General features: G+C 71.8%; 20 protein-coding genes. 10 read left to right on the top strand and 10 right to left on the bottom strand.

All coding sequences use genetic code 11. From position 1 onward, the window contains the following. Positions 1-1,257: an MFS transporter gene (locus tag ACWF7A_RS42665; protein ID WP_452256168.1), complete on the bottom strand. Its 1,257-nt coding sequence runs from the start codon at positions 1,255-1,257 to the stop codon at positions 1-3. 108 nt (positions 1,258-1,365) lie between these two features. Here ACWF7A_RS42665 and ACWF7A_RS42660 point away from each other — a divergent pair, with 108 nt between their 5' ends. Continuing rightward, positions 1,366-2,118, top strand: a complete 753-nt coding sequence (locus ACWF7A_RS42660) for a GntR family transcriptional regulator (RefSeq protein WP_452256167.1) — start codon at positions 1,366-1,368, stop codon at positions 2,116-2,118. Here the strand turns inward: ACWF7A_RS42660 and ACWF7A_RS42655 are convergent. After that, positions 2,085-3,215 carry a serine hydrolase domain-containing protein gene (locus ACWF7A_RS42655; protein ID WP_452256166.1) on the bottom strand — a complete coding sequence of 377 codons (1,131 nt, stop codon included), beginning with the start codon at positions 3,213-3,215 and terminating at the stop codon, positions 2,085-2,087. The two genes, ACWF7A_RS42660 and ACWF7A_RS42655, sit on opposite strands and share 34 nt — an antisense overlap. Before the next feature lie 51 nt (positions 3,216-3,266). Here ACWF7A_RS42655 and ACWF7A_RS42650 point away from each other — a divergent pair, with 51 nt between their 5' ends. The 3 genes from ACWF7A_RS42650 to ACWF7A_RS42640 all read left to right on the top strand — a co-directional run bounded on the left by ACWF7A_RS42650 (position 3,267) and on the right by ACWF7A_RS42640 (position 8,202). Continuing rightward, complete coding sequence (locus tag ACWF7A_RS42650; protein ID WP_452256165.1) at positions 3,267-3,638, top strand: MerR family transcriptional regulator; 372 nt, start codon at positions 3,267-3,269, stop codon at positions 3,636-3,638. A gap of 88 nt (positions 3,639-3,726) precedes the next feature. Continuing rightward, on the top strand, positions 3,727-6,903 hold the full coding sequence (locus ACWF7A_RS42645; protein WP_452256164.1) for a S8 family serine peptidase: 3,177 nt from the start codon (positions 3,727-3,729) through the stop codon (positions 6,901-6,903). 135 nt (positions 6,904-7,038) lie between these two features. Next, positions 7,039-8,202, top strand: coding sequence for an LLM class flavin-dependent oxidoreductase (locus ACWF7A_RS42640; RefSeq protein WP_452256163.1), 1,164 nt, complete (start codon positions 7,039-7,041; stop codon positions 8,200-8,202). Positions 8,203-8,208: 6 nt separating this feature from the next. On the opposite strand, the gene ACWF7A_RS42635 is transcribed toward ACWF7A_RS42640, so the two are convergent. Next, the gene (locus tag ACWF7A_RS42635; RefSeq protein WP_452256162.1) at positions 8,209-8,871 is read right to left on the bottom strand and encodes an RraA family protein; all 663 of its coding nucleotides are present in this window, start codon (positions 8,869-8,871) and stop codon (positions 8,209-8,211) included. Positions 8,872-8,937: 66 nt separating this feature from the next. On the opposite strand from ACWF7A_RS42635, the gene ACWF7A_RS42630 reads away from it, so the two are divergent. The 3 genes from ACWF7A_RS42630 to ACWF7A_RS42620 all read left to right on the top strand — a co-directional run bounded on the left by ACWF7A_RS42630 (position 8,938) and on the right by ACWF7A_RS42620 (position 11,013). Then, positions 8,938-9,573 (top strand): TetR/AcrR family transcriptional regulator, encoded by a 636-nt coding sequence (locus ACWF7A_RS42630; RefSeq protein WP_452256161.1) that lies wholly within the window; start codon positions 8,938-8,940, stop codon positions 9,571-9,573. A 61-nt stretch (positions 9,574-9,634) separates the two neighbouring features. Beyond that, positions 9,635-10,345, top strand: coding sequence for a hypothetical protein (locus tag ACWF7A_RS42625; protein WP_452256160.1), 711 nt, complete (start codon positions 9,635-9,637; stop codon positions 10,343-10,345). Then, positions 10,342-11,013, top strand: coding sequence for a DUF4166 domain-containing protein (locus tag ACWF7A_RS42620; protein WP_452256159.1), 672 nt, complete (start codon positions 10,342-10,344; stop codon positions 11,011-11,013). The genes ACWF7A_RS42625 and ACWF7A_RS42620 overlap by 4 nt, the downstream gene beginning before the upstream one ends. A gap of 12 nt (positions 11,014-11,025) precedes the next feature. Here the strand turns inward: ACWF7A_RS42620 and ACWF7A_RS42615 are convergent, their stop codons facing one another. From ACWF7A_RS42615 to ACWF7A_RS42605, 3 genes are read right to left on the bottom strand one after another with little or no spacing between them, the layout of a single operon-like run. Beyond that, positions 11,026-13,233 carry a heavy metal translocating P-type ATPase gene (locus ACWF7A_RS42615; protein ID WP_452256158.1) on the bottom strand — a complete coding sequence of 736 codons (2,208 nt, stop codon included), beginning with the start codon at positions 13,231-13,233 and terminating at the stop codon, positions 11,026-11,028. A gap of 6 nt (positions 13,234-13,239) precedes the next feature. After that, positions 13,240-15,129 carry a cytochrome c oxidase assembly protein gene (locus ACWF7A_RS42610; protein WP_452256157.1) on the bottom strand — a complete coding sequence of 630 codons (1,890 nt, stop codon included), beginning with the start codon at positions 15,127-15,129 and terminating at the stop codon, positions 13,240-13,242. 47 nt (positions 15,130-15,176) lie between these two features. Then, positions 15,177-16,607, bottom strand: coding sequence for a PepSY-associated TM helix domain-containing protein (locus ACWF7A_RS42605; protein WP_452256156.1), 1,431 nt, complete (start codon positions 16,605-16,607; stop codon positions 15,177-15,179). Between the two features lie 311 nt (positions 16,608-16,918). Here ACWF7A_RS42605 and ACWF7A_RS42600 point away from each other — a divergent pair, with 311 nt between their 5' ends. Beyond that, positions 16,919-18,385 (top strand): amidase, encoded by a 1,467-nt coding sequence (locus ACWF7A_RS42600; RefSeq protein WP_452256155.1) that lies wholly within the window; start codon positions 16,919-16,921, stop codon positions 18,383-18,385. On the opposite strand, the gene ACWF7A_RS42595 is transcribed toward ACWF7A_RS42600, so the two are convergent. The 3 genes from ACWF7A_RS42595 to ACWF7A_RS42585 form a co-directional block, all read right to left on the bottom strand. Next, positions 18,372-18,686, bottom strand: a complete 315-nt coding sequence (locus ACWF7A_RS42595; RefSeq protein WP_452256154.1) for a hypothetical protein — start codon at positions 18,684-18,686, stop codon at positions 18,372-18,374. The genes ACWF7A_RS42600 and ACWF7A_RS42595 overlap by 14 nt on opposite strands. 90 nt (positions 18,687-18,776) lie before the next feature. Then, on the bottom strand, positions 18,777-20,189 hold the full coding sequence (locus ACWF7A_RS42590; protein WP_452256153.1) for an ATP-binding protein: 1,413 nt from the start codon (positions 20,187-20,189) through the stop codon (positions 18,777-18,779). Further along, on the bottom strand, positions 20,189-21,856 hold the full coding sequence (locus tag ACWF7A_RS42585) for an FAD-dependent oxidoreductase (RefSeq protein WP_452256152.1): 1,668 nt from the start codon (positions 21,854-21,856) through the stop codon (positions 20,189-20,191). Before ACWF7A_RS42585 ends, ACWF7A_RS42590 begins: the two co-directional genes overlap by 1 nt. Before the next feature lie 56 nt (positions 21,857-21,912). Between ACWF7A_RS42585 and ACWF7A_RS42580 the strand changes: the two genes are divergently transcribed. Next, the gene (locus ACWF7A_RS42580; protein WP_452256151.1) at positions 21,913-22,176 is read left to right on the top strand and encodes a UBP-type zinc finger domain-containing protein; all 264 of its coding nucleotides are present in this window, start codon (positions 21,913-21,915) and stop codon (positions 22,174-22,176) included. A gap of 11 nt (positions 22,177-22,187) precedes the next feature. Here ACWF7A_RS42580 and ACWF7A_RS42575 read toward each other — a convergent pair whose 3' ends face one another. Further along, the gene (locus ACWF7A_RS42575) at positions 22,188-22,718 is read right to left on the bottom strand and encodes a hypothetical protein (protein ID WP_452256150.1); all 531 of its coding nucleotides are present in this window, start codon (positions 22,716-22,718) and stop codon (positions 22,188-22,190) included. Between the two features lie 83 nt (positions 22,719-22,801). On the opposite strand from ACWF7A_RS42575, the gene ACWF7A_RS42570 reads away from it, so the two are divergent. Further along, positions 22,802-24,343, top strand: a complete 1,542-nt coding sequence (locus ACWF7A_RS42570) for a PucR family transcriptional regulator (protein WP_452256149.1) — start codon at positions 22,802-22,804, stop codon at positions 24,341-24,343. Positions 24,344-24,399: the final 56 nt, after the last annotated feature.

Here is a 24,399-nt window from a genome sequence, read left to right as displayed (position 1 = left end):
CTACAGGGAGACCGAGTGGCGTCGGCTCAGGACGGCGACGCGCACGATCACGGCGGTGGCGAGCGTGCTGAGCAGGGCGATGTCGAGGAGCATGTAGCGCCACCCGGTGATGTCGACCATCGCGCCCACCACGCCGGGACCGATGAACCCGCCCGCGGCCCAGCTCACCGTGTAGAGGCCCGTGTACACGCCGATCACGCGGGCGGACGGCGCCAGGTTCCACAGCACGACGGCGGCGTTGATCAGGAACCCGGACGCGCCGGCGGCCGCGACGCAGAACGCGACGACGGTGGCGGTGGGCGTCGGGATGAGCGTCCCGAGAGCGAGGGACGTGCCGAAGACGGCCATCCCGATCGTCATGGTCCGGACGCGCCCGATGCGTTCGGCGAGCAGGGCCGCGGGATAGGCGGCGACGAGGAACGCCACACCGCTCGGGAACGTGAGCGAGCCTGCCGCGCCTCGGGACAGGCCCAGGGTCTCCATGCCGTACGGGGTGAACAACGAGCGCGACGAGAACCAGGCGGACGCGAACAGCAGGACCGCGGTGACGACCAGGAGCCGGCTGCGGTTCGGGTCGCGCACGATGTCCTCGACGAGGTCCCGCAGCCGCACGGACGACTCGTCGCGCGCGTCCTCGGTGAGCGCGAGTTGGTAGGCCCGCGAGGTGTTGTCACGCACCCGTGAGACGAGCACGGCCGTGCACACCAGCATGAGCAGGGCGGGGACGGTGAACGCGAGCTTCGGGTGGTCGTCCACCAGCAACGCGCTGATGAGGGCGGACACGATGACGGTCAGCCCGGAGGCGATCTTCACCGCCGCGTTCGCCCTGCCCCGGCGTTCCGGCTCGATGAAGTCCGGCAGCAACGCCTGGGCGATCGGCTTGAAGCTGTTGCCCACCAACGAGTACACGAAGATGATCGCGATCAGCGCCGGCAGCGCCGTCGCCAGCGGGATGAGGACGAACAGCAGCGCGGCGAGGGGCATGCCCACGGCCAGGTAGGGAATCCGGCGTCCCCACCGCGTGCGGGTGTTGTCCGACCGGTTGGCGATCCAGGGCTGCACGAAGATGCCGAGCAGGTTGTCCATGCCCATGAGCAGTCCGACGAGCGCGGTGCTGGCGATGTGCTCCCGCAGCAGCGGCGGCACCTGGGCGTCGTAGAAGTCCCAGGTGGCCTCCTGGGCGAACACGGCCAGCGCGACGAAGAACGTGATGCGCCTGGTGAGCCGCCGGTCGACCGGCGCGGCGAGTGACGACATCGGGAAGCCTCCGTTGGCTCGGGAACGTCGCGGTGTCACCAAGCTAGGATGCTATAGCAAAATAAGCAAGCAATAGCTTAGGCGCTTGCCGTAGTATCGGTGATCGTGATGGCGGAGAAAGATCCTCAGTCCGGCACGCTGGCCGGCCGGGCCTACCGCTCGGTCCACGACGCCATCGCGGCGGGCGATCTGGCTCCCGGTGAGAAGGTCACCGAACGCGGCCTCGCCGAGCGGTTGTCGATGAGCCCCACCCCGGTCCGGGAGGCCATCCGGCGGCTGGAGCAGGACGGGTTGATCAAGAGGGTCGGCCCGCGCACGGTCGTCGTCGCGGACATCGGCGCCTCCGCCGTCGAGGACCTGGCCGAGGTCGAGATCGCGCTGCGGGGCCTGATCGCTCGTTTCGCCGCCCGCCACGCCGACCCCGCGCAGCTCGACGAGCTCGACGCCGTCCTGGACGAGGCGGACGACCTCCTGATCGTCATCAAGCAGCGCGCCGCGGACGGACGTCCGGCCGACAAGCACCTGAACGCCCTGCTGGACACCATGCAGCGCTTCAACGACGCGGTGGCGGCCTGCGCGGGCAACGCCATCCTCGTCCGGCTGCTCGAGCAGACCAGGGTGTTCTCCCAGGCGGAGCGGCGGGCCCGCATGCTGGAGCGGGCCGCCACGAACCACCAGTTCGGCCTCGACCGCTACGCGAGCCACCGCGCCCTGGTCCGAGCCCTGCGCGCGGGCGACTCGGCCGCCGCGGAGCGGATCGTGATGGACGACGTCCGCGGCGGGCTGGACGACCTGCGCAGCGACCCCGTCAGGGTCCCGGCCGGGAGTCAGGCGAGCGCGTCGTACACCGCGGAGACGTAGGCCTCGCTGCGGTCCGAGCCGATGATGCCCGGCGCCATGCGGTTCATCGCGTAGGAGATGGTGAGCCGGCGGTCGAGGTCCATGACGATCATCGACCCGCCCCACCCTCCCCAGAAGCAGACCCTGCCACCGGGGATCCAGGGCAGCGTCTTCTCGCTGGGCAGGGCGAAACCCGTTCCCCAGCGGATCGGGATGCCGAGCACGAGGTCGACGCCGTCGGCCTGTTCCTCGAAGATCAGGTCCAGCGTCGCGTCGCCGAGGAAGCGCCTCCCGTCGACGGTGCCGCCGCGGGAGACCACCGACAGCAGGCGGGCCACCGAACGGGCGTTGCCGTGGCCGTTCAGGGCGCCGATCTCGGCCCTGCGCCAGTCGTCGGTGTTGGCCGCGGCGGCGTTCACCGCGGGGCCGGCGAACGTGCGGGCCGCGACGCTGCCGGGCTCGGGCAGCTGCCGCGGCGGAGGCGGCGGGACGATCTCGGCGACCCTCGGCCGGTCCTGTTCGGCCGCGCCCAGCTGAAAGTCAGCGCCCAGCGGCCCGCTCAGCTCACTCGCGACGAACTCGCGCAGCGTGCTGTCGGTGACCCGCCGGACCAGTTCTCCCAGCAGGTGCCCGTAGGTGGCCGCGTGGTATCCCGCCGCGGTGCCGGGGGTCCACCACGGTCGCTGGCTCGCGAACCGGGCCGTCGAGGCCGGCAGGTCGTAGAGGTCGGTCAGCAGCACCGGGGGTTCGAGTCCGGAGAGCCCGGACGTGTGCCCGAGGAGGTGGCGGACCTCCACGCCCTCCTTGCCGCCGCCCGCGAACTCGGGCCAGTACCGGGCGACCGGGGCGTGGACGTCCAGCAGGCCGCGGTCGACGAGCACCAGCGCCGCGAGACTCGTGACGGTCTTCGTCGTCGACCAGACGTTGACGATCGTGTCCCGCTGCCAGGGCGCCGTCCGGGCGGCGTCGCGGTGGCCGCCCCAGACGTCCACGACGGACTCACCGTCGAGGTCCACCACCAGGGAGGCGCCGAGCTCCTCACCGCTGGCGAGGTTCTTCTCGAACGCGGCGCGAACAGCGTCGAAGCGGTCGTCGTGACTGCCGTCTGAGTGCGTCATGCGGTTACGCTAAAACGTGACATCAATGTCAGGTGCAAGGGGTGATTCGCGATGCGCATCGGCGACCTCACCGCGGCGACGGGCGTGAGCCCGCGGTCCCTGCGGTACTACGAGCAGCAGGGGTTGCTGGTCTCCCAACGCACTCCGGGCGGCCAGCGGTCCTACGCGGCCGACGCCGTGGCGCGCGTGCAGCTGATCCAGTTGCTGTTCGACGCGGGAATGTCGAGCAGGACCATCGTCGGGATCCTGCCGTGCGCGATCTCCGGCACCGTCACCGAGGAGATCCTGGCCCGCCTCGCCACCGAACGCGACCGGCTCACCGGCCGGATCTCCGCACTGCTGCACACGCGTGAACGGATGGACGCCGTGATCGCCGAGTCGAAGACCCGGCTGCGTGCCCAGCGCGGAGCCGTGAAGGTTTAGACCAATACTGGCAACTGGCAAGGGAGGGAAACCAGTCGCTGAGCCAGTAGATCTCCAGCTGGGCGCCCGAGATCTTCTGGAGGGGCATGTGAGCGACAGGTGGAGACGGTCCGTCACGGTGGCCGTGATCGCGGCGACCGGTCTCGTTGGGCCGGCGGCACACGCGGACGCCGCACCGGTCACGCCGCAGACGCCGGCGGGCCAAGGACGCACGATCACGCTCGTCACCGGTGACCAGGTCACGCTCACCGGACCCGGCCACGCCGACGTGCGTGCCGCCAAGGGCAGGGAGAAGGTCGGTTTCCTCACCCGGACCGACGCCGACGGTGACGTCAGCGTCACCCCGTTCGACGCGCTCGGCATGCTCCGGTCCGGACAGCTCGATCCCCGGCTGTTCAACGTCACCCAGCTCCTCGACGGCGGCTACGGCGACGCCGAACGCGGTGACATCCCGTTGATCGTCGCCCGGACCGGCGGCCTGAACGCGCGCACTGTGCGCGAGCTGCCGAGCATCGGCGGTGCGGCCGTGCTCGCGGCCAAGGACACAGCGTTCTGGGACACCCGCGGTGCCACCAGGATCTGGCTCGACGGACCCGTGCACGCGTTGCTGGACAAGAGCGTTCCGCAGATCGGCGCGCCGTCCGCCTGGCAGGCGGGCCACACCGGGAAGAACACCAGGGTCGCGGTGCTCGACACCGGGATCGAGCCCACCCACCCCGACCTTGCCGACGCGGTGATCGAGGCGAAGGACTTCACCGGCAGCGCCGGCGGAACCGTCGACAAGCACGGCCACGGCACGCACGTCGCGTCCATCGTGACGGGCAGGCACGCCACGTACCAGGGCGTAGCGCCGGACACCGGGCTGCTCGTCGGCAAGGTCCTCGACGACTCCGGCAGCGGCACGGAGTCCGGGATCATCGCCGGCATGGAGTGGGCCGCCGCGAGCGGAGCCCAGGTGGTCAACATGAGCCTGGGCAGCGACGCCCCCAGCGACGGCACCGATCCGTTGTCCCAGGCCGTCAACCGGCTCACCGCCGAGACGGGCGCGCTGTTCGTGATCGCGTCGGGCAACAGCGGACGCACGCCGGGCTCGCCCGCCGCCGCGGACGCCGCGCTCACCGTCGGCGCGGTCGACCACGCCGACGCGCTGGCCGAGTTCTCCAGCCGTGGTCCGCGGTCGCGTGACAACGCTGTCAAGCCGGACATCACCGCGCCGGGCGTCGCGATCGTCGCCGCGCTGGCGAAGGACAGCATGATCAGCCGGCGCTTCCCGCCGGTGGGGGAGGACCACGTCGCGCTCGACGGGACGTCCATGGCCACCCCGCACGTGGCCGGTGCGGCCGCGATCCTGGCCGGTCAGCACCCGGACTGGAAGGCGCCGCAGCTCAAAGCGGCACTGATGGGCAGTGCGAGGCCGAACCCGGCGCTGACCGTGTTCGAGCAGGGCGCGGGCCGCGTCGACGTCGCCAAGGCCGTCGCAACGACGGTGCACGCGTCCGTGGGAAGCATCAACAACGGCATCGTGCAGTGGCCGCACACCGACGACGTGCCCGTCGCCACCGCGGTGACGTACCGCAACTCCGGCACGTCACCCGTGACCCTGAACCTGGCCGCGGACGTCAAGGACCCCAACGGAAAGGCCGCTCCGGCGGGCATGGTCACGGTCTCCCCGGCGAGCCTGACGATCGCACCCGGTGCGGCCGCCCGGGCGACGGTCACCACGAACACGAAGGTCGACGGCGCCGACGGCATCTACAGCGGTGTCGTCACCGCCGGTGACGTCCGCACGCCCATCACCGTCACGCGGGAGGTCGAGAGCCACGACCTGAAGGTCACCGTGCTCGGCGCCGACGGCAAGCCCACGTCGGACTACGCGTTCCGGCTGGTCGACCTGAGCAAGCCGGAACAGCGCGTGCCCTACGACGCGTCGGGGTCGCTGACGGTCCGGGTGCCCAAGGGCCACTACTACTTCGAGTCACAGGTGTCCACTTCGGACGGACGGCTGGCGGTGACGATCGAGCCCGACGTGAACCTCGAAGCGCCCACGACGATCACGGTCGACGCCCGGCAGGGCAGGCCCGCGGGTCTCGTCCTCGACCGGCCTGGTGCGAAGGCGGGCGAGAGGTTCGTCGAGTTCGCCCGCTCGACCTCGTACGGCGGCAAGCACTTCCTGCGCACCAGGATCAGCCCGCCGCAGTACGGCGAGGTCCTCGTCAGCCCGTCGAGGACCTCGGCGCCCGGCCGGTTCCGGTACTCGGCCGGCGGCAGGTTCGCCGAGCAGGACGGTGCCGGGAGCTTCGACGCCAGCCCGTACCTCTACAACGTGCGGGGCGACGTCGACGGGCGCATGCCGGCCGATCCCGTGCTCCGCGTGCGGGACAAGGACCTGGTGAAGGTCCGCACCACGCACGGCGCCACCGTCCCCGGCACCAGCGGCAACCGGGAAGGCATGATCACCAAACCGCTGCCGTTCACCCTGGAGGAGCTCTACTCGCCGGAAACGCCGTGGCCGACCGAGTTCACGGAGGTGACCGCGGCCGGGGAGTTCCAGTCGCGCCTGTTCTCCAGCGCGCCCAGGAGCTTCCCGCGGGTGCGGACCGCCACCGACTCGTTCAACCTGGCGGTGTTCGGGCCCGACCTGCCCTCGAACCCGGACAGGCCGTCCCGCTACGCCGGCCGTTCCGCCGACACGATGGTCTTCCAGATCCCGCTGTTCACCGACTCCCGCGACGACCGCGAGGGGTTCTCCGCGCACACCGGCAGCTCCACGCTGTACCGGGACGGCGTCGAGATCGGCAGGAACACCAGCGCGAGCGGCCTCTTCGAGGCGGGGTCCGGTCCGGCCACCTACCGGTTGCACACCGAGGCGACCAGGGACCGCGTGCTGACCAGCAAGATCGTCGCCGACTGGACCTTCCGGTCCGACACGGTCGCCGAGGGCCCGGCCCAGCCGCTGCCGTTGATGGCCGTGAAGTTCGCGCCGGCCGTGGACGGCCACAACCGGGCGAGCCGGGCGGCGTCGACGATCGTGCCGTTGTCGGTCAACCACAACACCGGCATCAGCGCCCGGCCGACCGCCGTCCAGGTGTCGCACGACAAGGGAGCGACGTGGCGCACCGCGCCGGTGCTGGGCGGCAACGGGCACTGGTTCACCGTGCTGAGCCACCCGAAGGGCGCCACCTCGGTGTCGCTCAGGGCATCAGCACGGGACACCGCGGGCAACTCCGTCACCCAGACGATCATCGACGCGTTCCTGCTGAGGTAGCGCCGGTCCGAACGGAGTGGCTCCTCCCCGCGGAGGCGCTACTCCGTTCAGGAGATCCTTGTCGCCCGGCGTAACGACCCTGTCGCGCACAGAGACATCAGCCTTGGTGTCCGCGCGAGGTGAGGGTGTGTGCCAATGAAGATCGACCTGTTCAACGAGATCCAGAACCCCGGCCCCGCCCCCGAGCAGTTCCGGTTCCGCCAGGCTCTCGACCAGGCCCGCCTCGCCGACGAGCTCGGCTACGGCTGCTGGTGGCAGGTCGAGCACCACGGCGCGGGCGAGTTCAGCCTGTCCTCCGCCCCCGAGCTGATGCTCGCCGCCCTGTCCCAGCAGACCTCCCGCATGCGTCTCGGCCACGCCGCCGTGCTCGCGCCCGGCCGTTTCAACCACCCGATCCGCGTCGCCGAACGCGCCGCCACCCTCGACCACCTCAGCGGCGGACGCGTCGAGCTCGGCCTCACCCGCTCGACCATCCCCGAGTGGAACCTCTTCGGCGTCGAGCCCGCCGACGCGCGCGCCCAGACCGCCGAGGCGTTCGAGATGGTGCCGAAGATGTGGACGAACGACCGCTTCTCGCACCGCGGCGAGCACTACGACGTCTCCGACGTCTCGATCGTGCCCAAGCCGCTGCAGAGCCCGCACCCGCCGCTGTGGCAGGCGGCCGCGTCCCCGACGTCCTTCGAGGAGGCGGGCCGCCGCGGTGTCGGCGTGCTCGGCACGACGATCTGGGAGTCCATCGACCGGGTCGCCCGCATGATCGACCTCTACCGCGCGGCCGCCGCGGAGTGCACCTCGCCCGTCGGGTCGTTCGTCAACGACCAGGTCGCCTACTTCACCTTCGTGCACTGCGCCGAGACCGACGAGCAGGCCATGCGCAACGGGGCGGCGGCCGCCGCGGCCTGGTACACGGTGACGGCGCTGCGCTTCTTCAACGCCGCCGCCGAGTTCGCCGCGACCATGCAACGCCACCAGGACCTCCTCGCGGCCGGCGACGGTGGCCTCACGGCCGAGTTCCTGCGTGCCGAGGCCGACGCCGCCCCCACCGACGCGCAGTTCGTGATCGGCCGGATCATCCAGGGCGAGGACGTGCCGGAGGACGAGCTGTTCGAGGTGCTGTCCGCGCAGCAGTCGCTGATCGTCGGCAGCCCGGACACGTGCCGCAAGAAGCTGCAGGCGTACGCGGACCTCGGAATCGACCGGCTGATGTGCCTGCAGCAGATCGGGCCGATCGGGCACGACGAGGTGATGACGAGCATCAGGCTGATCGGGGAGCTGATCCCGGAGTTCGACCAGGCCTGACCCGCGTCAGCCCAGAGCGCGCAACGCCGACTGCTCGCCGCGTCCGAGAGCGGCGACGTGCTCGGCGACGTTGAACGCGTCGCTCAGCGTGCCGCCACCGTCGAGGAGGCCGATCACCCGGCCTTCGGTCTCCTTGACGGCCAGCGCGGCGTCGAGGAGCGACTCGACCCGCAGCGGGTCCACGACGACGAGGCCTTCGTCGTCGGCGAGGACCAGGTCGCCGGGGTTGACCGCGACCCCGCCGCAGGTCACCGGGACCTGAAGCTCGCCGAGCTGCACCGCGGTCCCGGCGCGCGGCGTGACGAAGCGGCTGTACACGGGGAGCGCGCAGGTCGAGACGTAGGCCATGTCGCGGTAGCCGCCGTCCACGACGATGCCGCCGAGCGACCGCACCAACGCCGCCCGCGCGAACATCTCGCCGCCCAGAGCGGTCTCGCGTGCGCCGCCGTCGACGACGATCACCGAGCCCGGCCCGGCCGTCTCGACCGCGCGCAGCACGGCCAGGAAGTCCTCGCGGCAGCGGACCGTGAACGCCGGTCCGCAGATCCGGGTCGCCGCGGACCGGGGCCGGATCGCGCTGTGCACGACCCGCGTGGTCCGGTCGGCGTCGCAGAGAGCGGTCGTGTCGACGGCGAGGAACCGTTCCAGCAGTGCGTCGTTCACGGGCATGAGGTGCGATCCCTTGTCTCGGCGGTGGAGGTCTCCGCACCATCCCACCCCGTCTACGGTGATGCCGTGGCAGACACCCGGCAACGCCTGATCGACGGCGCGATCGACACGATCCGCGCGCACGGACTGACCGGCACCACGGCGCGCAGCATCGCGGCCACCGCCGGGGTCAACCAGGCGCTGGTCTTCTACCACTTCGGCACCGTCCACGACCTGCTGCAGGCCGCGTGCCTCGCCGCCACGCAGGCCAGGGTCGAGCCGTTCGCCGCCCGGCTCGACGAGATCACCGACCTGCGCCAGCTCCTCGCGCTCGGCCGCACCCTGCACACCGCGGAACGCGCGGAGGGCAACGTGATGGTGCTCGCCCAGCTGCTGGCCGGTGCCCAGACCGACCCCGAGCTCGCCGAGGCCACCGCGGCGTCGCTGCAGCTGTGGATCACCCCGATCGAGCGCGCCCTGACGAGGTTGCTGGCCGGCTCCCCGGTGTCCGAGCTGATCGACACGCCTGGTCTCGCCCGCGCGGTGAGCGCCGGGTTCATCGGGCTGGAGCTGTACGAGGGCGTCGACCCGGACGGGGCCCAGGCGGCACTGGACGCGCTCGACCGGCTGGCCGTGCTCATCGAGGTGGTGGACGACCTCGGACCGGTCGCGGTCCGCGCCCTGCGCGCCAAGCTCCGGAGGACCACCAAGAACCGCGTTTGAGCAACTGCTCAAATCCGGCTACCCTCCTGTTTGAGCAACTGCTCAAACAGGAGGTGGCCGCATGGCGCGACGACGAGCGCTCTACGTGGAGACGCTGATCCGGGCCGACCTGGACGAGCTGTGGCGGCGCACCCAGGAACCACACCCGCACCAGCGGTGGGACGCCCGGTTCACCCGGATCGACTACCTGCCGAAGGCGGACCCGGACGATCCCCAGCACTTCCGGTACGCGGTCCGCGTCCTGCCCGGCCTGGAGGTCGGCGGGACCGGCGTCAGCGTCGGCGAGCGGACGAAACCGGACGGCTCGCGGACGTCGGCGCTGCGCTTCAGCTCGGCGCACCCGTTGTCGCTGATCCGCAGCGGCGCGGGCTACTGGCGGTACGTGCCGACCGACGCGGGCGTCCGGTTCCTCACCGGGTACGACTACCAGCCGGGCTGGGGCCGGCTGGGGGCACTGGCCGACCGCCCGTTCCGCCTGCTGATGGGCTGGGGGACGGCCTGGTCGTTCGACCGGCTCCGCCTGTGGCTCGAGCGCGGCGTCCCGCCCGAGGTGTCGCTGCGGCGGGCACTGCTGGACGCGGGCGCGCGGCTCGCCGTCTGCGCCGTCGCCTGGTGGGCCGCCCCGGTCCTGGTCGCCGCGGCCCTCACCCTCGCCGCGTTGCTGGCCCCGCCGCTGCCGTCCACCCCGGCCGCCCGAAGGTGCCGCCGGACTCCGCCGGACCGTCGTTCGTCGACGGCGCCCTCGACCCTGACCACTTTGGAGCACCCATGACGTCGATCTTCCAGCGCGCCCTCGGTGACGACTTCGACCGCCTGCACCCGCAGTTGCGGCGCCGCTTCGGCTTCGGCAGCGCGGACGGCGTCGCCTGCGTAGGCCGGGGCACGATGGACCGCGTGTGGCACGGCCGCGGCTTCACCCGGCCGTTCCTGTGGCTCGGCGCCAAGCGCCACATCCTCTTGCCGGGCCACGGCGGCGACATCCCGTTCACCATCGAGAACTACCCGTACCGCGACTCGCTCGGCCGGGAGACGGTGACGTTCGTCCGCACCTTCTCCTTCGACCGGCCGCAGCGCTGGGACGCCACGATGATCTACAGCCCCGAGCGGGGCTGCGTCGTCGACTACCTGGGCACGCACCAGCACGTCTCCGTCGACCTGCACCTGTCCGTGGACGACCGCGGCGGGCTGCTGATCCGCAGCGGTGAGCAGCGCTTCCACGAGGGACCGCTGCACTTCCGCATCCCGAGGCTCGTGACCGGCACGGCGGAGGTCCGCGAGTCCTTCGACGACGACCTGGGCCGGTTCCGGATCAACGTCGAGGTGACCAACCACCGGTTCGGACCGCTCTTCGGCTACCACGGCACCTTCGCCTGCTCCTTTCCCGAAGGTGACCCCGTGCCGCACACGATCAGGCCGGTCCGGGAGCAGGCGAAGGTCTGACGGACTTCCGGCCTACGACTCGTCCGCGCGGTTCCCGAGCGCCGTGCGCAACCGCAGGCTGTTCGCCACGACCAGTACGGACGACAGCGACATCGCGGCGCCCGCGATGAGCGGGTTGAGCAGGCCGAGGGCCGCGAGGGGGAGCGCCGCGGCGTTGTACCCGAACGCCCAGACGAGGTTTCCCCTGATCGTGGCGAGCGTGCGGCCGGCGAGCACGACCGTGTCCGCGATGGCGTCGAGGTCGTCGCGGACCAGGATGACGTCGGCGGCCTGCGCGGCGATGTCGCTGCCGTGCGCGATGGCCATGCCCAGGTCGGCGGCGGCGAGCGCAGGGCCGTCGTTGATGCCGTCGCCGACCATCGCGACGTGCCTTCCCTGTGCGCGCAACCGTTCCACGGCGGCGACCTTGTCGGCCGGACGGACGTTCGCGATCACCTCGCCCACGCCGATCTCCGCGGCGACAGCCTGGGCGGCGGCTTCGTGGTCGCCGGTGAGCAGCACCGTGCGCAGGCCCAGCGAGTGCAGGCGGGCGATCGCGCCCGGTGCGGACGGGCGCACCGTGTCGCGCAGCGCGATGCCGCCGGCCACCTCGCCGTCCCGGGCGACCAGCACCCCGGTCGCCGCACCGAGTCCGGCGAGCCACTCCACGGCCTGGACGGGCACCACGATGTCCAGCCGTGCCATGAGTTCCGCCGACCCGACGACGACCAGTGAACCCTCGACCCGGCCACGCGCGCCCGCACCGACCAGCGCCTCGAACCCGGTCACGGCCTGAGGGTTCTCGCACGCCGCGGCGATCGCCACGCCGATCGGGTGTTCGGAGGCGGCCTCCACCGCGCCCGCCCACCGCAGGACGTCCTGACCGCCCGCGAACGACATCGTGGCCGTGACCTCCATGCGGCCGGTGGTGACGGTGCCGGTCTTGTCCAGCACGACGGTGTCGACGGCGCGCGTCGCCTCCAGCACCTCTGGTCCCTTGACCAGGATGCCGAGCTGGGCCGCGCGGGCCACGCCGACCATGAGCGCGGTCGGGGTGGCGAGGCCGAGAGCGCACGGGCACGCGATGATCAGCACGGCGACCGCGGCCGTGAACGCCTCACGCGCGGGGTGGTCCGTGAGCAGCCACCCGGCGAGGGTCAGTGCGGAGAGCACGAGCACCACGGGCACGAAGACCGCACACACCTTGTCCACCAGGCGTTGCACGGCGGCCTTGCGTTCGGCGGCCTGCTCGGCCAGCGCCCGCATCTGCGCGAGCTGGGTGTTGGCGCCGACCGCGGTCGCGCGCACGATCAACCGCCCGGCGCTGTTGACGGTGCCGCCGACGACGTGGTCTCCCGGTCCGACCTCGACCGGCACGGGCTCACCGGTCATGGACGCCGTGTCGACCGCGGAGTACCCCTCGGTCACGACGCCGTCCGCGGGCAGCGCCTCACCGGGCCGCACCACGAGCAGGTCGCCGACGAGCACGCGGGCGGCGGGCACCGTGGTCTCGACGCCGTCGCGCACCACCCTGGCGTCCTTCGCCGCGATGCCCGCGAGCGCGGTGAGCAGGCCCACGGCCGACCGTCGTGACCGCAGCTCGAAGTACCGCCCGGCGAGCAGGAACGTCGTGACGCCCGCGGCCACGTCGAGGTAGACGGCGTCCGCGCCCTCCGCCGTCACGCCGAAGCCGAGCCAGTAGCCGGGACCCGACGACCCCGCCACGACCGACCACAGCGCCCACCCGAAAGACGCCAGGACTCCCAGCGACACCAACGTGTCCATGCTGGACGCTCCGTGCCGCAGGTTGCGCAGCACCGCGCGGTGGAACGGCCACGCCGAGTACGTGACCACCGGAAGCGCGAGCAGCACGCACACCGCCTCCCAGCCGGGAAAGCGCAGTGCGGGCACGAGCGCGAGGCTGATGGACAGGTTGCCGAGGGGGATCGCCAGCACGGCGGCGACCACCAGCCTGCGCCGCAGCCCGGCGACGGTGTCCCGGGCCTGCTCGCGGTCGTGCCCGGCGATCGACGCGTCGTAGCCCGCGTCCCGGACGACCTGCACGGCGTCGTCGGTGCGCATGCCTTGCGGCAGATGGACGATCGCGCGTTCGGTGGCGTAGTTGACGGTGGCGCGCACGCCGTCGACCTTGTTCAGCTTGCGTTCGATCCGCGTGGCGCAGGCCGCACAGGTCATCCCGGACACCGACAGTTCGACGGCGCCGTCCGTGGTGGTGGTCATGGCAGGTCAGTTCTTCCTTCCGGAGAGTTCCACGAGCATCGCGTTGTAGGCGGCCAGCCGGTCGTCGTGCCCGCTGTCGGTGGCGCGGTCGAACCGCACGGCCTCGCGGCGGTCGGCCACCGCCCACTGCCGCAGCAGCGCGAGCACGACGACGAGCATCGGGATCTCCCCGGTGGCCCAGGCGATGCCGCCGCCGAGACGCTGGTCGGCGAGGAGGTCGGGCATCCAGGTGAGGCCGAGGGTGCGGTAGAAGTACTCGGCGATCACGGTCTGCTCGTTCATCAGGATCACGCCGAAGAACGCGTGGAACGGCATGACCGAGAACAGCAGGCCGAGCCGGGCGAGGTGCGGCAACGGGCGGGACGCGCGGTCGACCCCGATGACGAGCCAGAAGAACACGTAGCCGCTGACCAGGAAGTGGATGTTCATCAGCTGGTGCGCCCAGTGGAAGCGCATCGCGGCGCCGAAGAGGTCCGAGAAGTACAGCACGTAGAACGACCCGACGAACGTCGTCGCGGCCACCGCGGGATGCGTCAGCAGCCGCGTGGCGCGGCAGTGCAGCAGCGCCGTGATCCACTGCCTCGGCCCTGGGGGCAGCACCCGCAACGCCAGCGTGGCTGGCCCGCCGAGGACCAGAAGCACCGGTGCCAGCATGGTGAGTGCCATGTGGGCCACCATGTGCGTGCTGAACATGCCCGCCGCGTACCTGCCGACCCCGGACGACGTCGCCACGAGCACCACGGCACAGCCCAGCAGCCACGCGGCGGTCCGGCCGGCCGGCCACCCGTCACCTCGCCGGTGCAGCGCGCGGACCGCCACGACGTAGGCCACCGCCAGCAGGACTGCTCCCAGTCCCAGCAGGAGATCGAGCCGCCAGCCCAGCAGGAGCTCCGTCACCGACGGCGGGTCCGGCAGTTCGTAGCCGAGCACGGTCTCCTGCGGCGACGGCCTGCTCGCGGACCACGCCGGCGGCACGAGGTGGGTGAGCCCCGCCGACGCGCCGAGCGCCAGCCCCACGGCCACCAGCTCCACACCGAGCGGCCGTCGCGTGCCCCAGCGAGCGCGCAGCAGGACGGCGACCCCGCACACGAAGAGCTTGAGCAGCAACAGAACCGCGAACCCGCCGTGCAGTCCGGCAGGCCCGGTCAGCACCGCTCCCGCCACCGATCCGCTGAGGACGAGCACGACCAGGCACCACGTCGTGAGCCGGTGGTAGCGCCTGACCACGACGTCGTCGGCCCCAGGCCGGCGGAGACAGGCGCGCAGGGCGACGAGCGACCCGATCCAGACCGCGGCGGCGGGAACGTGCCAGACCATCGCGTTGGTGGCGACGTCGTGCCACGCGCCGTTCGCCACGTGACCGGCGATCACCGGTGCCAGCACACCGATCAGGGCGGGAAGCAGCCACAGCACGGCGGTCGTCCACGTCAGGGTCGACCGCGTGCCCGCGGCGACGACCGCGGCGGCCACGGCGGAGCAGATCCACGCCTTCGGTTCCTCGGTGGCGGCGACGAGTCCGCCCAGGTGTTCCAGCGCGACCGAGACCGGCTGCCCGGACGCGTCCGCCGCCGACAGGACCACCGCCGCCGTGGACGCGCAGAACCACACCACGGCCGCCGTCGAAGCCGTCCGCACGGCGGCGTAGGCGTGGGCGGTCAACCGGGTGCGCTTCGGTGGTGCGGGCACCACGAACACGCCGAAAGCGAGTGCTCCCAGCGTGATCGTGGCGGCGGCGTTCGCCAGTGTGCGCACGACGCCGAACGCCAGCGGCGTGACTCTGCCCGGATCGCTGTCACCCAGAGCGGCGTACACGTCTCCTGACGCCCAGACCACGACGACCACGACGCACAACACCGAGATGACCGCCGCGACCACGACGGTCCTGTCCACCCTCATGTGGAGGCGGTCGGACGAAACTCCCCTCTGGTTCCCGGAAAAGCGGACTATCGCTGACTTTGTGACACAGCAGACTTGCGCGAACGCACGCTGCCGATGATCCCGTCGAGCACCAGGAACGCCACGAGGCTGATGCCCAGCAACGGCATCGCGATGCCGATCGCGATCAGCACGAGCGGTGCGGGGACGACGAACCACAGCGGGAGCTGCTGCCATCCTCCGCGCCGGGGAGCCGTGCCGAACGGCGCCGAGCGGCCGGCACGGGTGGGACGGCGCTGCCACCACATGCGGTAGCCGAGGAAGATGAGCGTCAGGATCGTCGCGGCCAGCAGGAGAAGCGCGACCTGGTTGGCAAGACCGAAGAGCAGCCCCATGTGCGCCAGAATGCCCAAAGTGGACAGTTTCGCGAGGAGTGGCCGGTCGGCGAAGTCCGCACGCGCCGTGACGGTGCCGGTGGCCGGGTCGACGGCGGCCTTGTCCTGGCGGATCGGCCAGACCTGGTCGCTCTGCGCCACGGACCAGGCGGTGCCGGCGGCGGCGGGGGAGAGGTCCACCGGTCCGTCGAGACCCGCCCCGCGTCCGGCGGCGAGCACCCGGTCGAACGTCTTGGGGTCCACCGGTTCGGTGCCGGCCGTGCCGCCGTTGTGCTCCGAGTGCCCACCGGGTGCGGTCGCGGCGGGCGTCGAGCCGGGCAGCGCTGTGTCGAGCGCGGGCGCCTTGGCGTTCAGGGCGACGAGCACGGCGCTGAAGTTCTCGCCGGCGTAGTTGGACCACGTCAAACCGGTGGCGGACAGGAACAACGCGCCGACGAGCGCCCACACGCCGAGGCTCGCGTGCCACGACCGGGTCTTGCGCACGCCCTTCGCGCCCTTCTCCGGCACGAGCAACGCGCGCACGCGCCGTTGGGCGGTGCGCCGGCGGGCGATCCAGAGCACGAGCCCCACCACCGAGAGCACCCACAGCCAGCTGGCCGCGAGCTCCGAGTAGAGGTTGCCGACCGGGCCGAGGTTGAGGTCGCGGTGCAGCTGGTCGAGCCACGTGACGGCCGGCGTCGCGCCCGCCCACGTGGTCAGCTCCCCGAGCACCTGCGCGGAGTACGGGTTGACGTAGACGGTCTTGCTGTACTCCTCGGGCAGGCCGGCCACGGCGAACACGACCCGCGTCGAGGCCTCCGGGTCGTCGAAGAGCTGGACCGTCGTCACGGTGCCATCGGGCAGGGACATCTGCGCGGCCGCGACCTGGTCGGAGACGGGCCGGGCCGTGCCCGCGGGCTCGACCCACAGCTTGTCGCCGTACAGCACGTTGTCGATCTGGGGCGCGAACGCGTAGAGCATGCCGGTCACGGCGGCCACGACCAGGAACGGCCCGATGAGCACACCGGCGTAGAAGTGCAGTCTGCGCAACAAAGGCACGACGGAGATCTGGCTGGTCCGGGTGGTCTCGCCTGGTCGTTCGAGCTCGAGAGGGGGAGCGGACATCGGGGACACCTCTGCGGGGGGACGGGTTGCGGGGTTGGAGCAGTAGTCGTCCGCGAACCCGGCCTGGTTCCCGCGTTCTCCGCGCATGACTCAGCGCGTTCGGACGGTCACGGACACCGTCGGCCCTCGGTACGAAGGGGGCGGCCTGTTCATCACGTCCGCCCCCTTCCCCCTTCCCGCCCGCCGGCATCAGGAGCGGTGCCGACGTCCAACTGGTCGGACGAAGTGGCGCCCCGGTTCCCGAGATGTCGAATTCCATTGCGCGAAACAACATTTCGTGGCTCCGCCGAGGCGCCGATACGGTCGGGAACATGGAGCGGAACTTCCCGGCGGCAGAAGAACTCCTGGCCACCTTGCGTGCCGGCGAAGTGACGTCGGTGGAGCTGACCGACGAGGCGATCGCCCTGGTCGAACGGGAGGACGTGGAGATCAACGCGATCTGCGTGCGGGACTTCGACCGGGCGCGGGCCGCCGCACGCGCCGCGGACGAGGCACGTGCCCGTGGCGAGGACCGGCCGCTGCTCGGCCTCCCGGTGACGGTCAAGGAGTCCTACGACGTGGCCGGGCTTCCCACGACCTGGGGCATGCCACAACACCGGGACCACCTGCCGGCCGAGGACGCGGTGCAGGTGTCGCGGCTCAAGGCGGCGGGCGCGGTGGTGCTGGGCAAGACGAACGTGCCGCTGGGGCTGCAGGACATCCAGACCTTCAACGAGATCCACGGCACCACCAACAACCCGTGGGACCACGAGCGCACGTCAGGAGGGTCCTCCGGTGGCTCGGCGGCGGCACTGGCGTCCGGCTTCGGCGCGTTGTCGATCGGCTCCGACCTCGCCGGGTCGCTGCGCACCCCCGCGCACTTCTGCGGCGTCTACGCGCACAAGCCGACGGTAGGACTGGTGCCCACCCGCGGCATGGCCCCGCCGCCGGGACCGCCGTTGCCGATCGACCTCGACCTCGCCGTCGCCGGTCCGATGGCGCGCACCGCCCGTGACCTCACGCTCCTGCTCGACGTCATGGCCGGGCCGGACCCGCTGACGCACGGCAAGGCGTACCACCTGGCCCTGCCACCCGCCCGGCACCAGCGGCCGGGCGACTTCCGGGTCCTGGTCCTCGACGAGCACCCGTTCCTGCCGACCGGGTCCGCCGTGCGCGCGGGAGTGAACCGGGTGGCCGACGCGCTCGCCGCGACCGGCGCCCGCGTCGAACGGCACAGTCCGCTGCTGCCCGATCTGGCCGAGGCCGCGACGCTCTACACGCAGCTGCTGTTCTCGGGCACCGTCGCGCGTTTTCCCGTAGACACGTATGAACTGCTGAAGGTCTACGCGTCCGGACTGAGCCCGGACGACCAGAGCCTCAACGCGACACGGTTGCGCGCCATGGTGTTCAGTCACCGCGAGTGGATCGAGGTGTGCGACCGGCGAGAGGCGCACCGGCACGGGTGGCGGCGGTTCTTCGAGGAGTTCGACGCCGTGGTCTGCCCGATCACGCCCACTCCGGCGTTCCCGCACGACCACGACCCCGACCCGCTGGCGCGCCGGATCGACATCGACGGCGTGGCGCACCCGTACTTCGACCAGCTGGTCTGGGCCGGGGTGGCGACGATGCCCGGTCTGCCGGCGACGGCGGTGCCGGCAGGCCGGTCTCCCGAGGGGTTGCCGGTGGGCGTGCAGATCGTCGGCCCGATGTTCGAGGACCGCACGCCCTTGCGGCTGGCCGAGCTCCTGGAACAGGAGATCGGGGGCTTCCAACCACCGATGGACGTCAGCAGGCCCTGACGACGACCGTGTGCGCCTTGCCACCGAGGTCGAGGATCGTCACGTTCTTGTTCCCCGCGGGAACGCGGACCTGGTACGCGCCGGGGTTGACCGGGTAGCCGAAGTAGCTGCCCGCCGGGGCGGCCGAGGTGCCCGCGATCATGTAGCCGCCGCGGTAGATCTCGGTCTTGACGGCCTTGCCGCAGTTGTTGGAGATGTAGATCTTGCCCTTGGTCGCGGCGGTGGCGGGACCCGCGCCGAGGACCGAGATGAACAGACCCGCGGTGGCCAGACCGGTGAGAACGCGCCGGGTGGTCGTCATGGTGCTCCTACTGTGTTGTGGGCTTCGGCCGCAAGATAGCGGCGGCCGGAGCCACGCACAGTGGGTCGAACGACCGACACCGCCCGCTCGTCACGGAGTCGGCGCCTCCAGCGGAAGCACGACCTGGAACCGCGTGTCGCCCGGCCGCGACTCCACCCGGATGGCGCCGTGGTGCTTGTTGACCACGATCCGCCACGAGATCTCCAGCCCGAGCCCGGTGCCCTCGCCGACCGGCTTGGTGGTGAAGAACGGTTCGAAGATCCGGCCCTGCACCTCCGCCGGGATGCCGGGGCCGGTGTCGCCGATCTCGACGACGACCTGCCTGTCCTGCGCGAAGGTCCGCATGGTCAGCGTGCCCGAGCCGCCCATCGCGCTGAGGGCGTTGTCGATCATGTTCGTCCACACCTGGTTGAGCTCACCGGCGTACGCGGGGATGGTGGGCAGCGCGCGGTCGTAGTCCTTGACCACCCGCACGTCCGAGAGCTTGCCGCCGAACATGACGAGGGTCGAGTCGAGCAGCTCGTGCACGTCGACCACCTGGTACGGCGCGCGGTCCATCTGCGAGTACTGCTTGGCGGCACCGACCAGAGTGGACACCCGGGTCGTCGCGTCCTCGATCTCGTTCATCAGCATCTCGGTCTCGACCGTGTACCTGAGCCAGTGCACGGCGGATCCCGTGACGGCCGCCGGGCACGGCACGAGCGAGGTCTCGAGCCACTCCACGTCCAGCCCGGCCGCGACCAGCACGGGCGCGACGTCCCAGCCGCCGGTGATGCCGTGGTCGTCGAGCCAGTCGGCGACCTCGTCCTCGGCGTCGCTCGCCTCCAGCGGGCTGAGCTTCGGCGCCTTGGCGACCCGTTCGACCGCCTTCTCCTGCAGCTTCACCAGCGACGGCAGCACTTCCGGGTCGATCGCCCCCTGCGCGAGAAGGGCGAGCTTGTGCCGCATCCCCGCGACCCGCTCGCGCAACGCCGCCGTCGCGCGCACCGCGGCCGCCGCCGGGTTGTTGAGCTCGTGGGTGAGACCCGCGGACAACGCTCCGAGCGCGGTGAGCCGTTCGTGCTGGCCGACCGTCGCCTGGGTGTTGCGCATGCCCCAGAACAGGCCCTCCAGCAGGTGCATCGCCATCGGGAACCACGTGCGGACCATCGGCCCGAACTCGTCGGCGTCGAACTGCAGCATCGCCGTGGCGGTGATCGACTCGACGGTCATCTGGTAGGTCGGCTGGTCGAGCTCCAGGTAGGCCTGGGTGGCGCCGAAGTACGAGCCGCGCAGGTCGCTGCGGCTCACCTCGACGCGCTGACCGCCGATGTTGCGGCACAGCGCGACCGTTCCCTCCAGCAGCACGAAGAAGCACGTCGCGGGCTCGCCCTCGGTGAGCACGGGGGTGCCCGCCTCGCGGGTCTCGACGTGACCGTGCCCGGCCAGCCAGTCCAGCTGGGCGTCGTCGAGCTTCTCGAACAGGAACAGCTCGCGCAGGGCGTCCGCGGTGAGCCTCTCCATCAGGACCTCTCCAGGTAGCGGTGGACCAGGGTGACCGCCATGGCACCCTCACCGACCGCGGACGCGACCCGCTTCACCGACTCCGCCCGCACGTCGCCCGCGACGAACACGCCCGGCAGGTTCGTCTCCAGGTGGTACGGCGCCCGCTCCAGGTCCCAGCCGGGAGGGGAGCCGCCGAGGTCGGGGCCGGCGAGCAGGAACCCGCGGTCGTCGCGTTCCAGCGTGCCGTCGAGCCAGTCCGTGCGCGGAGCGGCCCCGATGAACGCGAACAGCCAGCTCGCCGGGACGGTCGTCGTCTCGCCGGTCTTGTTGTGCAGCAACGTCAGCGTCTCCAGGTGGTCCTCGCCCGAACCGCCGCTGATCTCGGTGTGCGTGCGCACCTCGACGTTCGGGATCGCCGCGAGCTGGTCGATCAGGTACCGCGACATCGACTGCTCCAGCGAGTCGCCCCTGACCAGGATCACGACCTTGCGCGCGTGCCCGGAGAAGTAGACGGCCGCCTGGCCCGCGGAGTTCGCGCCACCGACGAGGTAGACGTCCTGCCCGGCGCAGTTCGGGCCCTCGGTGGTCGAGGCGCCGTAGTACACGCCCCGCCCGGTCAGCTCACCGAGGCCGGGCGCGTCGAGCAGCCGGTACGACACGCCGGTCGCGAGGATGACGGTGTGGGCGGAGAGCTCGGTGCCGTCGCCGAACCGCACGATCCGCGCGGCACCCCGGCGTTCCAGGGCGACGACGTCACGGGTGGTGAGCAGCTCGACCCCGAACTTGACCGCCTGCCTGCGGGCCCGTTCGGTCAGCTGCCCGCCGGACACGCCGTCGGGGAAGCCCAGGTAGTTCTCGATGCGGCTGCTGGTCCCGGCCTGCCCGCCCGTCGCGATCCGCTCGACCAGGACGGTCCGCAGGCCCTCCGACCCGCCGTACACCGCGGCGCCGAGCCCCGCCGGCCCGCCACCGACGACGATCAGGTCGTAGAACTCGGCCGACGGCGTGGTGCTCAGGCCGACCTCGGCGGCGAGCTCCGCGTCGGACGGGTCGACGAGGGCCTTGCCCTGGGCCGTGACCACGACGGGCAGGGTCGTCCCGTCCTGGTGCGCCGCGGTGAGCAGGCAACGCGCCTCCGGCTCGTCGAGCGCGTGCCAGCGGAACGGGACGTTGTTGCGCGCCAGGAAGTCACGGACCTCGTAGGACCGCGGCGACCAGCGGTGCCCGACGACGCGCACCCGTTGCGGAGGCTGCCGGTCGCTCACGGCCCAGGCGCGCAGTTGCTCGTCGAGGACCGGGTAGAGGTTCTGCTCCGGCGGGTCCCACGGCTTGAGCAGGTAGTGGTCGAGGTCCACGACGTTGATCGCCTGGATCGCCGCGTCGGTGTCGGCGTACGCCGTGAGCAGCACCCGGCGGGCCTGCGGGAACACGTCCATGGCCTGTTCGAGGAACTCGATGCCGCTCATCTGCGGCATGCGGTGGTCGGCGAGCAGCGCCGCGACCTCCTCGCCGCGCAGCTTGATCTCGTGCAGGGCCTCCAGCGCCTGGGGCCCGGACTCCGCCCGCACGATCCGGTACTGCTCGCCGTACTTCCGGCGCAGGTCCCGCGCCACCGCCCGCGACACGGCGGGGTCGTCGTCCACCGTGAGAATCGAAGGCCGCGAGACGCGACCGGCAGTCGTCATGCGACCAGTCAAACACCAGAACTCGCCGACGACAGCAATCGAGGTACCTTCGTGCCGTGGCAACTACTTGTGAACACGTCGCCGAACTGGGCGCCGAGCCCGCACCGTCCACGGTGGAGGGGTGCGAGGACTGCCTGGCCGCGGGCGGCCGGTGGGTGCACCTGCGCCTGTGCCTCGGCTGCGGCAAGGTCGCCTGCTGCGACTCCTCGCCCGCCAAGCACGCCTCGAAGCACTTCGCCGACGAGGGGCACCCGATCATCCGCTCGTTCGAGCCGGGGGAGACCTGGCGCTGGTGCTTCGTGGACAACACCCTCGTGTGACGTCCGGGTCGTCAGGCCGGTCCGTCCGCGAGCAGTGCGCGGTACCGGGCCTCGTGGTGCTCGTCCGGGGTCGGTGACACCGCCGGCTCCGGGAGCTCGTCGGGGTCGTCGGAGCTGATCGGCACGCCCTGGGCCCGGCACAGCTCGACCATGCGCGGATAGCCGTCGTCGTCCCACTGGCCGTACTCGTCGCTCAGCGCCTCGCTGAGGCTGGTGCCCCGCAGGAGCTGGTACTGGCCCTCGTTGTCGAGGCTGACGACGGGCGCCTCGGTGAGCGGGAGTCCGGCGGGGCCGCGCCAGTAGCCGAACGCCCTGCCCTCGTCCCCGTCCTCGGCGACCCACGTGATCAGCGCGGCGGTCTCCTCGATCGCCCGGACGTTGGCGACGACGTCGGGGTTCGCGAGGTCCTCGGCGGTCAGGTAGCTCGTGTCGAGCGCCTCCGGCCGTTCGTCGTCGGCGAGCAGGCGCAGGCCTTCCGACCACGGGTTGGGCTCGCCCGCGTCCTGGCGGCGGCGCCAGACGGCGAGATCATCGGGAACCATCGGCGAGCCTCTCCTCGGTGTGTCGCGGCGCCGCAGTCTCGCACGGTTACGGTGGCGGGAACCGCGGGGCAGGGAGCTTGCTGATGGTGAGGCTGGACCGTCTGGTCAACGTGCTGGGTGGGTACGGGGTCCGCCTGTGCTGCTGCCCGGTGCCGCGGTCGGCGGAGCTGCGTGGTGTCGTGCTGCGGGACGCCGCGGACGACCGTGCCGAGGTGGGCGACGTGTACCTCGCCGTCGGCACCGGGTCGGTGGCCGAGGCGGTCGGGGCGGCGGTCGCGGCACGGGCCGTCGTCGTGCTCGTCCGAGGGGGCGAGGCGCTCCTCGCCGACGCCGTCGCGGTGGGGGAGGCGCAGGGCGTCGCGGTGATGCTGGCGGATCCGGCCCTGTCGTGGAGCCAGCTGGCCGGTGTCGTCTACGGCCTCGTGCTGGAGGGCCGCGAGACCGAGTCGGGACGTGGCCCCACGGACCTGTTCGCACTGGCCGACAGCCTCGCCGCGGCCACCGGGGGCGCGGTGACCATCGAGGACCCGCTGTCGCGCGTGCTGGCCTACTCGGGCCCGCAGCAGGAGGTCGACGCGGCACGGCTGGAGACGATCATGGGCCGGCAGGTGCCGGTCTGGGTGCGGGAGCTGTTCGACGCGGCGGGGGTGCGGGCGCACGTGGTGGCGTCCGACGAACCGCTGTTCGTGCCGGGCGCACCGGAGCGTGGCCTGACCGGGCGGATGGTGGTCGCGGTCCGGGTGGGCCGGGAGTTGCTGGGCGCGATCTGGGTGGCGTGCCCGGCGCCGTTGGAGGGCACCCGGCTCACGGCGCTGACCGACGGCGCCCGGATCGTGGCGTTGCACCTGCTGCGGCTGCGGGCCAGTGCCGATCTCGAGCGCCAGGTGGAGTCGGAGTGGGTGATCCGGCTGCTGGAGGGCACCGCGGACGCCGCGACGGTGATCAGCCAGCTCGGGTTGCCGCCGGAGCCCGGCAGGGTGGTGGCCGTGCGCGCCCACGTCGGCGAGGAGCGGCATGCGGCCGTGCTGCTGGCGTTCGAACAGGCGACCACGGGGTTCGGCTGGTCGCGGCCCGGGCGAAGTGCGTTGGCGGGCAACAGCATCTACACGGTCCTGCCGGGGGAGCGGATCGCCGCGGCACGCGACTGGCTGATGGCGTTGAGGGCGGCGCTGCCCGGGAACGTGGTGCTGTCCGCGGGGATCAGCGCCGTCGCCGAGCCCGCGGACCTGCCCGCCGCCCGCCAGGAGGCGGACGAGTGCCTGGCGTTGCACGAGGTGCGCGCCGGTGACGCGCCCGCCTACGACGAGTCGTGGGACGAGATCCTGTTGCAGCGCCTGCGCACCGCGGCACGGGTCGGCCGGGCGTCGAGCCGCGGCCCGGTCGCCGACCTGCGCCGGCACGACGGGGACCACGGCACCGACTACGTCGCGACGTTGCGCGCCTGGCTGGAGGCGCAGGGCGACCTGGCCGTGGCGGGGGAGCGGCTGGGCGTCCACGGCAACACAGTGCGCAACCGGCTGCGGAAGATGAGCGAGGTGACGACCCTCGGCCTCGACGACGCCGCGAAGAGGGTCGCGATGACGATCGACCTCGCCGCGACGGTGTCGGAAACCTACAACCGCTGACCGCCGATTGTACGAATCGGACAACCGGTTGGCTGGGCGTCCGCCGCATCCTGGAC

It is taken from the genome of Lentzea sp. NPDC055074 (genome assembly GCF_053608005.1).
Note: the sequence above shows the minus strand (reverse complement) of the source record. Positions and strands in the feature narration are given on the sequence as shown.